General features: G+C 50.7%; 15 protein-coding genes. 1 reads left to right on the top strand and 14 read right to left on the bottom strand.

Annotated elements, in window-relative coordinates; all coding sequences use genetic code 11:
• Positions 1–20: 20 nt before the first annotated feature.
• The 9 genes from DWZ56_RS20125 to DWZ56_RS20085 form a co-directional block, all read right to left on the bottom strand.
• Positions 21–734 (bottom strand): SGNH/GDSL hydrolase family protein, encoded by a 714-nt coding sequence (locus tag DWZ56_RS20125; protein ID WP_158584675.1) that lies wholly within the window; start codon positions 732–734, stop codon positions 21–23.
• 271 nt (positions 735–1,005) lie between these two features.
• Positions 1,006–1,563, bottom strand: coding sequence for an elongation factor P (gene efp, locus DWZ56_RS20120; protein WP_118558397.1), 558 nt, complete (start codon positions 1,561–1,563; stop codon positions 1,006–1,008).
• 72 nt (positions 1,564–1,635) lie between these two features.
• Complete coding sequence (locus tag DWZ56_RS20115; protein ID WP_118558396.1) at positions 1,636–2,145, bottom strand: YqeG family HAD IIIA-type phosphatase; 510 nt, start codon at positions 2,143–2,145, stop codon at positions 1,636–1,638.
• A 7-nt stretch (positions 2,146–2,152) separates the two neighbouring features.
• A complete protein-coding gene (gene nrdR, locus DWZ56_RS20110) occupies positions 2,153–2,602 on the bottom strand; it encodes a transcriptional regulator NrdR (protein ID WP_118558395.1) in 450 nt (149 codons plus the stop codon).
• Positions 2,603–2,693: 91 nt separating this feature from the next.
• The gene (locus tag DWZ56_RS20105) at positions 2,694–4,022 is read right to left on the bottom strand and encodes an MATE family efflux transporter (RefSeq protein ID WP_118558394.1); all 1,329 of its coding nucleotides are present in this window, start codon (positions 4,020–4,022) and stop codon (positions 2,694–2,696) included.
• Positions 4,022–5,197 (bottom strand): MalY/PatB family protein, encoded by a 1,176-nt coding sequence (locus tag DWZ56_RS20100; RefSeq protein ID WP_118558393.1) that lies wholly within the window; start codon positions 5,195–5,197, stop codon positions 4,022–4,024. Before DWZ56_RS20100 ends, DWZ56_RS20105 begins: the two co-directional genes overlap by 1 nt.
• Positions 5,198–5,589: 392 nt before the next feature.
• The gene (locus tag DWZ56_RS20095) at positions 5,590–6,966 is read right to left on the bottom strand and encodes a cytochrome c biogenesis protein/redoxin (RefSeq protein WP_118558392.1); all 1,377 of its coding nucleotides are present in this window, start codon (positions 6,964–6,966) and stop codon (positions 5,590–5,592) included.
• A gap of 19 nt (positions 6,967–6,985) precedes the next feature.
• Positions 6,986–7,405: an RrF2 family transcriptional regulator gene (locus tag DWZ56_RS20090; protein ID WP_118558391.1), complete on the bottom strand. Its 420-nt coding sequence runs from the start codon at positions 7,403–7,405 to the stop codon at positions 6,986–6,988.
• 385 nt (positions 7,406–7,790) lie between these two features.
• The gene (locus DWZ56_RS20085; protein WP_118558390.1) at positions 7,791–8,204 is read right to left on the bottom strand and encodes a YjdF family protein; all 414 of its coding nucleotides are present in this window, start codon (positions 8,202–8,204) and stop codon (positions 7,791–7,793) included.
• Positions 8,205–8,489: 285 nt separating this feature from the next.
• Between DWZ56_RS20085 and DWZ56_RS20080 the strand changes: the two genes are divergently transcribed.
• Positions 8,490–9,062 carry an N-acetylmuramoyl-L-alanine amidase family protein gene (locus tag DWZ56_RS20080; protein ID WP_118558389.1) on the top strand — a complete coding sequence of 191 codons (573 nt, stop codon included), beginning with the start codon at positions 8,490–8,492 and terminating at the stop codon, positions 9,060–9,062.
• A 32-nt stretch (positions 9,063–9,094) separates the two neighbouring features.
• Here the strand turns inward: DWZ56_RS20080 and DWZ56_RS20075 are convergent, their stop codons facing one another.
• The 5 genes from DWZ56_RS20075 to DWZ56_RS20055 all read right to left on the bottom strand — a co-directional run bounded on the left by DWZ56_RS20075 (position 9,095) and on the right by DWZ56_RS20055 (position 15,800).
• The gene (locus DWZ56_RS20075; protein WP_118558388.1) at positions 9,095–10,243 is read right to left on the bottom strand and encodes an SLC13 family permease; all 1,149 of its coding nucleotides are present in this window, start codon (positions 10,241–10,243) and stop codon (positions 9,095–9,097) included.
• A 3-nt stretch (positions 10,244–10,246) separates the two neighbouring features.
• Entirely contained in the window at positions 10,247–11,359 is a 1,113-nt protein-coding gene (locus DWZ56_RS20070) for a glycoside hydrolase family 88/105 protein (protein WP_118558387.1), read from the bottom strand.
• A gap of 78 nt (positions 11,360–11,437) precedes the next feature.
• Positions 11,438–12,022: an NUDIX hydrolase gene (locus tag DWZ56_RS20065; protein WP_118558386.1), complete on the bottom strand. Its 585-nt coding sequence runs from the start codon at positions 12,020–12,022 to the stop codon at positions 11,438–11,440.
• Positions 12,009–12,509, bottom strand: a complete 501-nt coding sequence (locus DWZ56_RS20060; RefSeq protein ID WP_118558385.1) for a nitroreductase family protein — start codon at positions 12,507–12,509, stop codon at positions 12,009–12,011. Before DWZ56_RS20060 ends, DWZ56_RS20065 begins: the two co-directional genes overlap by 14 nt.
• Positions 12,510–12,593: 84 nt before the next feature.
• Entirely contained in the window at positions 12,594–15,800 is a 3,207-nt protein-coding gene (locus tag DWZ56_RS20055) for a glycosyl hydrolase (RefSeq protein ID WP_118558384.1), read from the bottom strand.
• Between the last annotated feature and the right edge of the window lie 26 nt (positions 15,801–15,826).

Genomic DNA, 15,826 nt, shown 5'->3' with positions numbered 1-15,826 from the left:
TCTTGATTCCGCAATTAAACTTACTGCATCATCACTTCCACCAGTGAATAAGCAGTGAGCCAGTTCATCTTCCTGCATGGATGATTAATATGATTTGCGAGCAGTGCGGTGGTATCCACTCCGTTGCTGTAAAGCAGTTTCCACTTTGAATAAATGTCGCAGACGGGGATACCGAATTCTGCGGCAGCTTTTCTCCCTTCCTCTGCGATTGCATCCAGTCTGCCTTCCACCTGCTGCCGTCTTGTATTCTCCGCAATCGCGGCAATCTCTGTTTCCTTTATATGGCAGCTAATAGAAGTATTCATCATATTGGGCGTCACATAAATAACCTCGCTGCCCCCCTCCTTCAGTTTGCGGAATATCTCCCTAAGGCCGCGTTTAAAATCCTCAATATCCCCGCCGCAGTCGTTTAAACCATACCCCACTACCGTCAGATCCGGATGAAAACGCAGGACATCCCGCTCCACCCTTCGGGATCCGTTCAGCGCATTGTCACCGCTGATTCCCGCATTAATAATGCATACCGGCACCTGTGGAAACAGTACCTCCAGTATATCCGATACATAAGAAGAGCCGGAATGTTTCCGGTCAAAGACTGTATTGCAGTTTCCGTTTTCCTCGAGATAGATCTCAAAACACCCTTGAGTTACGCTGTCGCCTAAAAAGGCGATAGCCGGCACAGGCTCTCCATAAAGATCTTTGGCCTTTGCGCTGATTTTTTTAATAATCTCCATCGTACACTTCTCCCATATTTTATATTCGGCTGTCATAACTGCCTTTATTGGTATCATAATCAATGAGCAGCGCTTCGTCAATATGCCAAAACATGAAAAAAATTCCCGTTCGCGTGATTCTCCGCCAGCGGCGGGTCGCTTTAGAGACATAATATCTTCCCGTCACAGCGCGATCCTTGCGGAGCCTTTTTATAGGACTGCTTCTATAAAATAAAAAGAGACCGTCGCTCTTCGCGGCAGCCTCTACAAAATCTCAGTCTCACATATCTTATTAAACGCGGGACAGATACTCACCTGATCTGGTATCAATCTTAATCACATCGCCCTGATCAACGAACAGAGGAACATAAACCGTAGCGCCGGTCTCCACCGTAGCGGGCTTTGTAGCGCCGGTAGCCGTGTCGCCCTTAAATCCGGGCTCGGTCTCGGTAATCGCCAGTTCTACAAATAACGGAGGCTCCACTGAGAATACCTCACCTCTGTGAGAACAGATTTTCACCATCTCATTTTCTTTCACAAACTTCAGGGAATCGCCGATCTGATCCTGTCCAAGTGCGATCTGATCATAGGTCTCCACATCCATAAAGTGATACAGGTCGCCGTCTGCATACAGATACTGCATATCGGCTCTGTCAATATGGGCATTTTCAAATTTCTCTGTCGGGCGGAACGTCTTCTCAACCACACCGCCGTTTTTAATATTTTTTAACTTCGTTCTAACGAAAGCAGCTCCCTTACCGGGTTTTACATGCTGGAATTCGACGATCTGATATACGTTACCTTCAATCTCGATTGTAACGCCATTTCTAAAATCACCTGCTGAAACCATTCTGAATAGTCCTCCTTAAAAATATCATAGATACCGAATTTAGATTTATTTTATAATAAAATTCCACATATTTCAACTGTTTTTTCGCTTACATGCCTTTTTATAGCTGCAGAGCACGATTTTCTCCAGATAGCGCTTCAACACGATCTGTATCTCTTCCCTCGGATCAATAGGCTTTGTCAGGATACAGTACAGCCCTGCCCGCTTCGCCCCATATATATCTGTAAACAGCTGATCACCGATAAACACGGTGCTCTTTTCATCCGTTCCCATGAGCTGCATGGCCCTCTGATATCCTTTGACGGACGGCTTATGGGCATCCTGAATAAACCTGCTGCCTACCGCCTCTGCGAAGGGCCTGACTCTGGGCTCTTTATTATTGGAGATCAGGCAGGTTTCCATGCCCAGTTCTTTCAGTTTTGCAAACAGTTCTACAGCCTTATCGTCCGCAGGCGCTCCGTGCATCACAAGGGTATTGTCAATATCAAACAGCAGTCCGCGCACTCCCCGCGCTCTTAGTTCCTCATAATGTATTTCATAAGCGGAATCCAGATATAAATCCGGATAAAACATCTGCAGCATATTGTTCCTACTTCCTTAGTTTTTCCAATTCCTCCAAAAACGTGCTTACATCCTTAAACTCACGGTAAACAGAGGCAAAGCGCACATAGGCCACTTCCTCCAGATCCTTCAGCTTGTCCATCACAATTTCACCGATCTCAGAGCTCTTAATCTCTTTTTCCTCACGGTTGAATATTATGTTCTCAATCTCATCCACCAGCTCGTTGATCTGATGAATGGATACCGGTCTTTTATGACAGGCGCGCAGTATGCCCGACTCGATCTTGCTCCGGTCATAGGGTTCCCTGTTATTGTCTTTCTTAATCACCATCACCGGGATGGTCTCTATCTTCTCATAGGTGGTAAATCGGCGGCCGCAGGACTCGCACTGTCTCCTTCTGCGGATGGAATTGCTCTCCTCCGCGGGCCTTGAATCTATAACTTTGGTATCCTCTGCGTTACAGTATGGACACTTCATGAACTGCCCTCCTATATCGTGTATTCAATCTAGTGTATAGTTTAGCATAAGTTGGAAATATTCACAAGATGAAATACTTTGAACAGTGACATCATGATTCCGCCAGAGTTCTTCCTTTCCACCGGCCGCTCACAAACCTGGCCACGAACAAAATGGCCCGGAATACCCAGTCCACAAACATCGCAATCCAGATCCCGTTCACACCCATCCCGAAGCCTTTTACCAGCAGATAGCTGCATCCGATCCTGAACACCCACATGGAGAACACAGAGACACACATCGTAAACTTCACATCCGCTGCCGCCCTTAAGGCGTTTGGCAGGGTAAAGGACAGAGGCCATATGATCATGCAGAAGCTATGAAGCACTAACAGCTCCACAGTCACCGCCGAAGTAGCCTCCGACAGATGGTAGATTCCCACCACAGGCGCTGCAAATATGGCCAGCACCGTACAGATCACCGCCAGGATTATGTAATTCAGTTTCACGACCTTTTTCGTATACTGCCTGGCCTGCTCGTACTCTCCGGCCCCTGCGCACTGTCCAACTATCGTGATGAGTCCCAGTCCCAGGGCATTTCCCGGCAGATACTCAAGCGTTACCAGGTTGGAGGCAACCCCGAATCCGGTCAGGGCCACAGTTCCAAGCGTGGATACGAGGCTCTGCAGGATGATCTTTCCGAACTGGAAGATGCTGCTTTCCAATCCGTTGGGAATACCGATCTGCAGGATCTTCTTGATCATCTGCGGATAAAAGCGCAGCTTCGTCCCGCGCTCCAGATGAACAACATTCTGCGGCCTGCGAAGCATCATAAAAATCATGACCGCCGCCACACCGCGGGAAATCAGAGTGGGGATCGCAACGCCTTCCACCCCCATCCCCAGCAGATAAATACAGATGAAGTTCCCCGCCACATTGATCGCATTCATCCACAGGGAAGTCATCATAGAAATCCTGGAATTGCCCATTGCACGAAACAGCGCGGCGCAGGAATTGTAAATGGCCAGAAACGGAAAAGACAGGGCAGTGAGATAAAAGTAAATCCTGGCGTTGTCCATAACATCCTCTTCAATGCTGCCAAAGGCCAGCTTCAACAGAGGGCCGTTGGTGGAAAGCGCAAATACCGTTACCGCCACGGATATGCTGACGGAAAATAAAAGCAGCTGCTGGGCCGCCAGATTGGCCCGGGGTATGTTTTTTGATCCGATATACTGGGCCGCCACCACCGCGCCGCCCGTAGCCATGGCGGAAAACAGCTGGATCAGCAATATATTGATGCTGTCCACCAGGGAGACGCCGGACACTGCCGCCTCCCCTACTTTTGCCACCATAATCACATCTATCATGCCGACGGCCACCGCCAGAATCTGTTCAATAATTAACGGCACCATCAAGCGGGTCAGATCCTTTTTGGAAAACATCAGAAGCCCTCCGCGCGCACGGCGGCGGCCAGCCGATTCAGCCCTTCCTGCAGCGTTTCTCTTGGACAGGCCAGATTCCAGCGCTCATACCCGGCGCCCGCCTCACCGAACAGATATCCTTCATCCAAAAACAGATGGGCTTTCCTAGTCATAAATGCCTCGAGCTCCTTTGTATCAAGCCCCAGGCAGCCAAAATCCAGCCACTGCAGATAAGTGCCCTGCATACGGTAAACCTTCACGCTGGGCAACTGCTCTTTCATAAACTCTTCCACCGCTTTTCTGTTGCCGTCGATAACCTCCAGCAGTTCTTCCAGCCAGTCCTCACATTGATTGTATACAATTTCACAGGCTTTATAGGACAGGAAATTCAGCGAAAAATAGCCGCCGCTTCCCGGCATTTTTCTGCGGTATTCCTCATTGGGAATAATGATATTGGAAGCCTGGAATCCAGCCAGATTAAAGGTCTTGCTGGGAGCCGTGCAAATGGCACAGTTAGACAGATACTCTTTAAATACTCCTGCGGAGGTATGCAGCACACCGGGCATGATCAGATCGGAATGGATCTCATCCGCGATCAAGAACACCTTGTTTTCCATGCAGATCCGGCAGACGCGCTCCGTCTCCTCTGCACTCCACACCCTTCCGATCGGATTATGCGGGCTGCAGAATATCATAAGCTTTACTTCCGGGCGGGAAGCTTTCTGCTCCAGATCCGCAAAATCAATATCATAGGTATCCCCGTTTATCACCAGCGGCGATTCCACCAGCCCTCTGCCGTTGCCGACAATGGCGCTGTAAAACGGATGGTATACCGGCGTCAGGATCAGCACGCTGTCTTCCGGTTCTGTAAAGGCTTCCACCATCTGATTTAAGGCGGGCACCACACCGGCTGTCTGAACAATCCACTCCTTTTGCACGGTAAAAGCATGTCTGCGCTCCATCCAGCGGATGATTGCATCATAATAGCTGTCCGTCGCGCATGTATATCCGTACACAGCCTTCCCCAGATAGTCCTGCAGACCCTTCACCAGCTGGGGCGGCGGCAGAAACTCCATATCCGCCACGGAGAAGGGCACTGTTCCTGCCGGCACATCCGGACACAGCTTTTTCATGGCATTCCATTTTTCAGAACCGGTACCGGTCCGGTCCACAATTGTTGTAAAGTCGTAACTCATATCCATCCTCTTTCTGCACCTGGAAAACGCATTCTTTCGTCATATAGAAACATTTGTACCGCAGATTGAGCGGCTTGTCAAGCAAAACAGGAGACGCAGCAAGGGCTGCCGCCCGGATTAGTTACTGTTCACAGTTACCGAAAAATTCCCGCATATGAGAGGGCAGGGTATGGTCCTCATTGGGACCCGCTCTCGCTCCGTGAAGCGCGCAGCGGTACTAATGCTGTAAAATACACAGCAATAAGTACCGGCGGGCTTCAAGGGATCCCTATGAGGACCATACCCTGCCCTCTCATATGCTGCTTGATCGGCAGCGTGTGAACAGACAGTAACCCGGATTAAGTTTCCGTAGCAGCAGCCCTGATTTCAGTTTACCTGATATTGTCCACCGATTATTTCCTGACCCCTTCTTTGGTCTGACGGATGATATCGTCCATGATATCTCTCGTCAGCGTACCGGATACATAACCGAATACATTTCCGTCTTTATCGATCATAAAGGTGGTCGGGAAAGCCGTGATTCCATAATAGGCAAAGATCTCGCCGGTGGTGTCATATACAGTCGGATAGGTATATCCACCGTCCTCCAAAAACTTGGTAACTTCCTCCTCCGATACATCCTGATTGCGGGGATTCTCATCATTTTTCGGATTTGCAATTCCCAGCACGACCAGATCCTCCGCGTTCTCTCCGTTTTCTTCATACAGAGCCTGTATATCCGGCATCTCCCGCTGGCAGGGGCCGCACCAGGTGGCCCAGAAGTTCAGGAAGACAGTCTTTCCTTTATAGTCGGATAAAGTGTGCTCCACCCCGTACTGGTCGGTGAGGGTGAAATCAGGCGCCGGTATGGCGGCCGGTTCCGTCTCTTCCGTGCTCTCCTGGGTTTCACCGGCCGAAGGCGGTTCTTTTGTCCCCTCCGCCAAGCTGCTCTCATTACCACTGTTATCATAAGCCGCAGTCGTGCTTTCCTGCTGCCTGCTTTCTGTTTCCTCCTCGGATGTATCGGCCGCCCCGGTGGTCTGCGGGCTGCCGGAGTTTCCGCCAAAGCTTGATAAATAGCCGGTTATGCCATTCATCCATCCGGTGAACATCATAACTCCCATCAGGATCAGCAGCGCTCCGCCAACCTTTACCGTGTACTGCACCACCTTCTGATGCTTTTTAAAGAAATCCAGCACGGTTCCGGTGAATATGCCCACAGCCAGAAACGGCAGTACAAAACCCAGCGTATACAGGCCGATCAACAGATAACCTGAGGCCGAAGATGCCGCGGAACTGGCCATAAGCAGGACGCTTGCCAGCGCCGGCCCCACACAGGGCGTCCAGGCAAAGCTGAACGTAAAGCCGAGAATCAGCGCTACCACAGGATTCATGGCGAACTTATCCAGCGACAGGGGCAGTCTGCGCTCCCGGTTTAAAAACCCCGGATTTAAGAATCCGATTTGGAATAAGCCAAACAGGATGACGATAATGCCTCCGATTCTTGCAAAGAGCACCCGGTTACCGGAGAAAAACCTGCCCGCGGCAGAAAATCCGAAGCCAAGCAGGAAAAACGCGAAGCTCACTCCGATGACAAAAAACAGGGTGTTGACCATAACTTTGCTCTTCTTATAATGGATTGTCCCGTCCTCATCCACTGTTTTCGTGCCTCCGGCCAGATAGCCGATATAAAGCGGAACTAACGGCAGCACACACGGTGAAAAAAAACTGATGATTCCCTGCAGGAATACGGTCAATGCTGAAATACTTGTTTCAATTGTAAAGCCCATAAACGCCTCCTTATCTCAATCACTTCGTTTTGCTGAAAATCAAACCGTCAATATCCTGAACCGTGATATCCTCCAGATGTTTCTCACAAACCGATTCCAGATCCTTATAGATTCGGTCCATAATGTCCGCCATGCCGGAAGCTACGAGACAGTCCATATCCGGATCGCCGCTGCGCCATGCCGAGCCCACAAAGTGAAACGACAAAGCCCTGCAGATATCCCCCAGCGTCAGCGCAGATGCGTCGCCGCAGAACAGATATCCCCCGTCGATTCCTTCTTTTGTCTCCACCATCCCGGCCTTTTTCAGTTTTGTCATAATCTGACGGACTCTGCTGGGGTTGGTGCAGATATTCTCAGCCAGTGCGTCGCTGCTCACAGTACATTTCTTATGGTTCAGATAAACAACGGCATGGACTGCAATACAAAATTCGCTGGTCATTGTGCTTGCTCCTCTCTGTTCTATCTGTTACTTTTTTTATATCAGTTATTTTATACTGTTATAATAATATGTACAGTTGTTTTTGTCAAGTGTTTTTTCTGTGACGTCAATTTATTAGTAACAGTTCAGACGGCGGAAAAAATAGTGCAAAAGCAGGCGTTGAGCTTGCTCATAAGACTGTTTTTGCACTATTTTTCACATCGGATGGACATCCGATGCTTCTTGACCGGTTTCTTCGGTCAAGAAGATGAGCCGTCTGAACTGTTACATTTATTATGTTACTATTCACGACTGCCGATAAAGCAGCATATGTCGGGAAATTTACGGCAACTGTGAATAGTAACTTTATTGTAAATTGAAAAAGAAAGAGAAACACAGGGGCAGCTCATCTGCCCCTGTGTTTCTCTTTCTTTTTCTGCTGTTTCCGTTCAAATTGACGTTGCTTTTCGTCCTCTTTCTGCATACGGCTTTTCTTCTTATGAATAACCTTATTTTCTTCCTTCTGGAGCTTGATAGCCTGCTGGGATTTAGTACCGGTTCCGTTAGACGCAAGCTGTTTTTTGACAATGCGCTGCATCCGCTTCGGATTAATCCTGCTCTCCGCCTTCTTCTCAATATCTACCGAAGGACTAAACCGCAGGTTTTTCCAGTTTTGCTGCAGGAAGCAGTAAACCTCATAATCTTTTGGTTCTGCCCCAAATGTAATCTTACATGCTGCCAATCGGCCATCTGCTATACGTTCATAAACACCAATCCATAGGGCACCGTTGTAGTAAACCGTCAGTCTGCTTTTTTGCATAAAAAACACTCCTCGCTTTTTACTGCAAAGAACGGACAACCGAGGAGGCAGGTTACTGACAGATCATGACTGCGCCCGGACTACCGGCCGGGACTGTGTTTTTTTCCTTGCGTTATTTAGTTTTCGTCATTATTTTAACTCATCCCGTCTCATATGACAAGTATAGTCCGGATAAAAGACTTGTTTATTTCTGTATACATTATCTTTCACCCAGTATATCCTGTATCCTATTTCATTTTACCGAATAAAATAAATATGAAATGAATATAAAGGATAGGATAAAAATTGGCAATTAAAATTTTCGTAGATCAGGGACACAATCCCAGCGGCTTTAACGCCGGCGCCGAAGGAAACGGCCTGCGGGAACAGGACATCACCTATACTGTCGGAGCATATCTGGCCGATATCCTGGCCGCCGACGACCGTTTTGAAGTGCGCACGTCCAGAACCACACCGGAGGAAGTGCTGGGATACAACAATACATCCAGCCTGCGCACCCGGGTGGAAATGGCTAATGAATGGCCTGCCGACTATTTTATCAGCATCCATGTAAACGCAAACAACAACCCCAATATCAACGGTTCAGAGGTATATGTCTACCGCACGGAAAGCGCCTCTTACTATCTCGCCCAGAATATCCTAAGCGAAATTGTGAGAAGAGTCGGAACCAAGGACAATGGCGTGCGGGTAAATTCATCGCTCTATGTTCTCCGCAACACCGACATGCCTGCCGTACTGGTGGAACTCGCATATATCACCAATACGGAGGATGCGCAGAAACTTCGGGATGACCAGTATCAGTTTGCGTACGGAATATATGTGGGGCTGCTCAACTATCTGGGTCTGCCCCAGCTTTAGCAGTAACACTTAACAGCCGGTTCTATGCCCGCTTAGGATCTTTTCCCGAACCCTCCCGGAAAAAGGATCACAAGCAGCATCAGCACCGCCAGAAATGCCAGATTCCACCCGGTGAACTCCCCCATATATTTCTTCATGTTGGCATTTTCTGTGCGCGCATAATATTTGTAGGAAATAAGGCTGGCCAGGGACGCGATCAGCGTTCCCAGGCCGCCGATATTGACACCCAGAAGCAGCGCAGACCCATTATCCGTAAAGCCCGACAGGAGGATCGCCGCCGGAACATTGCTGATAAACTGGCTGACCCCTGCGCCTGCCAGCAGTTCATTCCCGTCCAGCAGCTGTTCCAGCAGCCTGCTGACCGCCGGCATCCTTCCCATGTTTCCGATGAAAATAAAGAAACAGACAAATGTGAGAAGCAGGCCGTAGTCCACCCGTAAAAACAGCGTCCGCTCAATCAGCAGCACCGCCAGCACAACAATGACCAACGCGGCCTGATACGGTACCACCCTGGCCACACAGGCCAGGCACAGAACGAGCAGCAGCGGGTACAGCCATCTGCCGGCGCTGTTATGTTCGGCGATTTCGGCCTCCGGCCGCCTCTTCGGCAGGCCCACCTCCAGCTCTTTACTGCCGGACATGCAGATTACCAGGATAAGCAGCAGTGCAGAGACCAGCGTCACCGGCACAGTTGTCCTCATAAACTCTGCGAAGGACATGCCATATGCGGAAAACAGATACAGATTCTGCGGGTTGCCTATGGGTGTCAGCATGCTGCCCAGATTCGCGGCGATCGTCTGCAGGACGATGATGCGCACCATCGACTCCTCCAGGCCGGCCATCGATAGTATCATGACGGAAAAGGGCACAAAAGTGATCAGCGCCACATCGTTTGTGATCGCCATGCTGGCAAAAAAGCAGAGAAATACCAGGCAGAAGGAAAGCTGCCTGGTAGTCTTTATATTTTTGAGAAGCGCATGTCCCATGCGTTCAAAGGTTCCCTGCTTCTGAAAGCCGGCTACCACCAGCATCAGTGAAAAAAGCAGCGCCAGGACTCTGAAATCAATATAACCGAGATACTTAAGGTCCGGCGGTGCCGTAAAGCAGGACAGCAGCGCCAGCGATGCGGCGATGCAGAGAACCGTCTCTTTCTTAACAAATTCCAGAATGCGCGCTCTCATCTCTTATGCCTTCCGTCCGTGAAAAGTGCGGTAAACCTCCGCACACATAAGAATGAAAGCACCCGCTCCATGCAGGTCATTTTCACTGGTCGGCCTGTCACAGTAATGCTTATAATCGCCCACGCCGGTGCCCACACAGATGTTGTCAATAATCACTCCGTTTTCGTTATAGCGCAGCCTGTCAATGATGCCCTCATATCCCTTCCGGGCTGCCTCCAGGTATTTCTCATCCAGCAGTCCCTTCCTGACAGCCTTGCAGATCGCTTCCGTAAACAGGCAGGTGCAGGAAGATTCCAGCCAGTTTCCATCCTGGCCGCCTTTGTCCACAACCTGATACCACAGCCCGGTCTTCGGATCCTGATAGGGGATGAGCGCAGTCAAAAGATCTGTCACCATCCGGATCAGCTCTTTGCGGTCCTTATGGTCTTGCGGCAGATCATCCAGTTCATCCAGTATCGCTACCGGAACCCAGCCGATGGATCTGCCCCAGAATTCCGCCGACAGGCCGGTCTCCTTATCCGCCCAGGGCATCACGCGGTCGCAGTCCCATGCATGGTAGAGCAGACCGGTTTTGGGATCCTTTGTTTTCTTCTCCATCAGAAGCGCCTGGAATGCGGCGATATCAAAATACTCCGGCTGATCAAACTCTGCTGCAAACCTGGTAGAGATCGGACCGGCCATGTACAGTCCGTCCAGCCACATCTGCTGGCGGCAGCTCTCCTTGTGCCAGAAACCGCCTTCCTCATTCTTCGGGAAATCCCGGATGATCGGCAGCAGCGTAAACAGCGCCTTTTTATAGCGCTCATCGCCGGATTTTTTATACAGATCATAGAGCAGTATGCCCGGCTGAATATCGTCGAGCTGCCCTTTGTCAAAGCTATGGATGCTTCCGTCCTCATAGATGATGGAATCCACCCAGGCCTTTATGTACCTGTAATATTTCTCTTCCCCGCATATGTCATAGGTATGCTGCATGCCAGAGAGAAACACTCCCTGATGGTAATGGAACCTGCCCTTGGGCGGCAGATCCTCCGGTGCAAATTTTTTCATCAACGTGTCGCATGCCTCTTTGGCATAGTGAAGCGCGGTGTGTTCCCTGTAAATAAGATCTTCCATGACAGTGACTCTTCCTCCTGATTGGATTGCTTTCTGGTTTTTGGAACTTTGCTGCTTATGCAGTATGATATCAGTTTATCACATCGCAGTGAAAGAGGCAACGCTTTTGGACAGTACGAGCGTACAAAGATGCGCATACTCCGTTTCATCTATGCAGTGTTTCATGCTGCCGTCCGTCAGCCTTTTTCTGAGTTCTCCGGCCTCTGTCCATAGAACTTCCGATATCTCCTCCCGCTGAAAGCAAAAGTTTTCCTTTTTCTCCTTCATCTCATAGATAAAACTGCTGATCAGTTCCCGGTTATGAAACTGCGTACCGTGAAAGCATTCCAGCTGATCGATTTTCTTCTGCTGGAAATATATGAGCTCGGCCGGTTTTGCGTTAAGCCCCAATTCCTCTCCGAGCTCCCGGAGCGCGCCATCCAAAAAGCTCTCTCCCGGATCCAGATGCCCGGCCGCCGATACATCGAAACAGCCCGGATAGGAATCCTTCTCCTCGCTGCGCTTCTGCAGGAGGATCCACAGCTTCTCACCTTCCCTGCAGATAACCCAGATATGGGACGCGCCGTGCAGGTCTCCGTCCCGATGCACCAGACTCCGCTCCTTTAAAATACCGGTGAGCGAACCGTCCTCATTTAAAATTTCAAAATACTCAGTACCGCTCATAGTGTACTCTTTCCGGAAGAAAACGGTCGGCCCTTTCCTTTGTTTCCGCGGGATACCCCAAGGAAATCACCGCAAAAGGCGTAATCTGCTCCGGCAGCTTTAACGCCCTCTTTGTGCGCTCCACCCGCTCCATATCCGGGTACCAGCCAAGCCATACGCCGCCAAGCCCTTCCGCTTCGATCTGCAGCAGCATGTTCTGCACGCAGGCCGAAAGATCCTCCACCCACCAGTTACGGTCCGTCACCAAAAGATTGCTGCAGACCACAATCAGCGCTCCCGCATTGGCTGCCATCCCCGCATAGGGGCTCATAGTGGAGATCTGCTGCTTCATCTCTCTGTCCTTAGCGATCACAATAAATTCCCAGGGCTGTTCATTTTGGGCCGATGGCGCCTGCATGCCCGCCCGAAGTATCCGTTCCAGCTTCTCCTGTTCCACCGGTTTGCTCTGATATTTTCTTATGGATCTCCTGGTAAAAATCTCATTCATTTTATTGCCTCCATGTTCTGCGGCAGATACCGCCTGCGGATCCAGTCTGTGACGGTTCTATTCTACCGCAAGAACCCGGGGCGGTCAATCACCGTAAACCTGTATCGCTTCCTCCAGTCCGTAGTCAATCAGATCATAGTCCGCCGCGGCTGGCTGCCCTTTTCTGGGCGCCTCCTTCCACATGGCCGGCCAGGCTGTGCGGCGGGGATGTTTGGGATCGTGATGCGGCCCCAGAGTATTTTTCAGGCTGGCACAAACTCTTATCTGAATCCGGTTTTCTCCCGACTGCAGCGCTTCTGTCATGTATTCATGGCAGTGATCCGCACAGATAAGCACCGGCGCGGCGTTGTTTACCGCTATGCTGACAGCCGCCGCATTCAGATTTTCCGGCAAAACAATGCGCCCTCTGCCGCCGTCCGAAGTCACTGTATATTGATAGAGGACTGCTCCCCCATAAAACGGATAGCCCTGCTCCTTAAGGCTGCCATAGCTTAGCGGTTTCTCCGCACCCAGCTCCCATCTGCCCCCGCTGGCTGTCACGCTGAAACGGCCGGTCACATAGACCGGTTCGATCTCCAGTTCCGCGTCAAATTCCGGACAGATCAGCCGAAGTTCATTTCTGCCCGGCGCCAGTCCAATCAGCTGCGCCTCATAGAGCCCTCTTTCCAGTGCAGGATCCACCGCGCTCCAATGCAGGGGATGACCGTTGCAGCATATGCGGTATTTATCCCCCTGCTCAACCCTGACAGATACATGCTCCAAAGAGACACCCGGCCGGATATAAAAGCGGTACACAATGCAAAATCCGCTCTCTGATCCATAGTAACGGTTTCGGTCCAGCACGCTGTGTTTATACTGAACCTTATTATCCCACGGATTGCTGTCAAACCCGCGGTGCAGGAACAGTTTATGCGACGCCTCAATGGTGCTTCTGTCCTCATACAGATGTCCGTCGACCTCAAGATCGCAGTAATCCAGTGTCAGTATATTAAGCGCTTCGGCCCGCACAGAGTCCAGTTTCACCTGCAGAGGCTTATTCAGGCAGACCTGCTCTTTGACAGATTCAAAAAGGGACGCGCCTCTCTTTTCAACAATCCAGAGCACGGACTGGCCGTGTTCCATACAGAGGGGTATTTCCACCCTGCCATCTTCCCCCGCCGGACACTTCTCCGCCTCTGCTCCTGTAAACGGATCCCATCTGCGCGCGCCTGTACCTCCGGCAGCCAGCACATCCTCGATCCGGTGCAGGCTGTGATTGATGGCAAACAGAATCAGGCAGTCATCCGTCTCCCTTTGCATGACCTCAACTCCGTCAGGCAGACCTTTCTTGGCCACGATATTCGGATAAAGACGTTTTTGCAGTTCTGTCTTAAGATCATCTTCACTGTCAAAACAGACTGTGCCGGCAGCAGCTTTCAGATTTTCCAATGCGGACTCATTTTCTGTTCCGTCGAGCCAAAAAGCCGGCAGCTGTCCCGGCAACGAGCCGCCATATGCTTGTGTATCCTGTTGTGTATCCTGTTCACCTCTGCTAAAACCGCCCCAGAGCACCAGGCCTCCCATATCCAGAAAATCCTTCAGCATCTCCATCGTGGAAGACAGCATACTGCTCGCTTCCCGCGGCAGAATAATTACCCGGTAAGTCTGCTGTCCCACCGTCAGCCCCTCCGTGCTGCACACACCGTGATTTTTCAATATGAATTCATCACCCAGATCAAAATCCCACAGTCCGCGCCGCAGCGCCTTTAAGAGTTCAAAATAGCCGCTCATATCCGGTTTTCTGCATAAATCGCCGTCCACCAGGCTGTCCACCTCTTCCCTCACCGGACAGAGGTAACCGGATAGCGTAGGGTGCAGCACCAGTATACGGTTATGGGCGCGGCTTAATGTGCTGATCACAGAAACCCTGGCAAAATAGTCACACAGTTGTCCAAACTCCTGCCACCACGGTTCCCGCCAGTCAAAGGATTGGGGATGATCTCTTTTCCGGGCTCCCAGATAAGAAGCATAGGTCAGATGGCAGCAGAAAAAGTTGATCCCGTTAGCCAGCAGCCAGTCGCCGTTTCTCTTAAAGTCAGCGATGGTCTGATCCCAGCCTCCTGCGCCGAATGCTTCCGTCAGCACGCGCTCCTTGCCCAGCTGGTTGGCAGCGCCTGATGCCTCCAGCATGATCAGCCACAGCGGGTCCCAGGGTTTCTCCGTCATATGGCTGCCCTGAAGCATATCGATGCCCGGCCAGTCCATATATTCATGATTGGCCATAACTGACGGAGAAGTCACATACCCGGTTACTAACGGCCATTCATCATCCATGAAATGCCCGGTGAGGCGGATGTTATGAGCCTTACACCACTTCTGCATGGGCTTCATGAAATTTTCAATCCAAAGCTCACGCAGAGTGCTGTAATAATCAAAACGCACCTTGGCCGCATCGTGCAGAAACCAGTCCGCCTCCACATTATCTTCAAACAGCGCCGGCAGGTGGCTGTCCAGATCATATCCGTTTCTCTTGACAAATTCATAGCGCAGCCAGGGGCTGTAGGGCTGGGAAAGGCCACTGCCGGTTCCATAGATCATGCTGCCGGTCATAGCCGGTTCATCCATAAATACCGCCGGAATTTCCTCTCCGAAATAGTTCCCGAACCTCTCAAAATAAGGCCGGTACACCGTATCCAAAAACAGCTCGGCGACCTCCGGCCTTAACAGATCCACATTAGCAAATCCCGCCAGCCATTTTTCCGCCTTAGGCTCCACCTGTTCCAGCGCCACATACATGCATTGGTCCTCTGACCGCAGATCCCAGTCCTCATCGGTGACATCCTTAAGCAAGCGCAGCCCCCTGTCCCCTTCCTCACCCACAAAGACCCGGATATATCCGGACAGCTTGGACCTGCTGTTTTTAGCCAGCTCAAATTTATCCTTCACATGAGCAAAATCCGTCTTCACAAATTTCACTGACATGGCCAGGCAGTCCGGCAGCTGCGAGGACACATGCCCTCCCCCAAATCCGGAAGGATAGGAATTCTCATCATACAGATAGAGCTTGATCCCCAGCCCTTTAGCCGTCTTAAGTGCCAGCTCCCATTTATCGAACCACTCCTCATCCAGATACGTCTGAATCATGCCGGGTCTCGGATGGACGAAAGCACCGCCGAATCCATGTCCCGCAATCTCCTCCAGCTGTCTCACAATCTGCTCCCGCGTCATCCAGTCATTCCAAATCCAGAAAGCCGCCGGCCTGTATCCCGCATCCGGCCGCAAAAAATGCCGTCTAAGTTCATCCACTCTCATATTCTGTCCTTTCTATTGCCATAACC

The organism is Lachnotalea sp. AF33-28 (assembly GCF_003477885.1).
Lineage (GTDB): Bacteria > Bacillota > Clostridia > Lachnospirales > Lachnospiraceae > AF33-28.
This window is presented reverse-complemented; position numbering and strand designations above follow the sequence as displayed.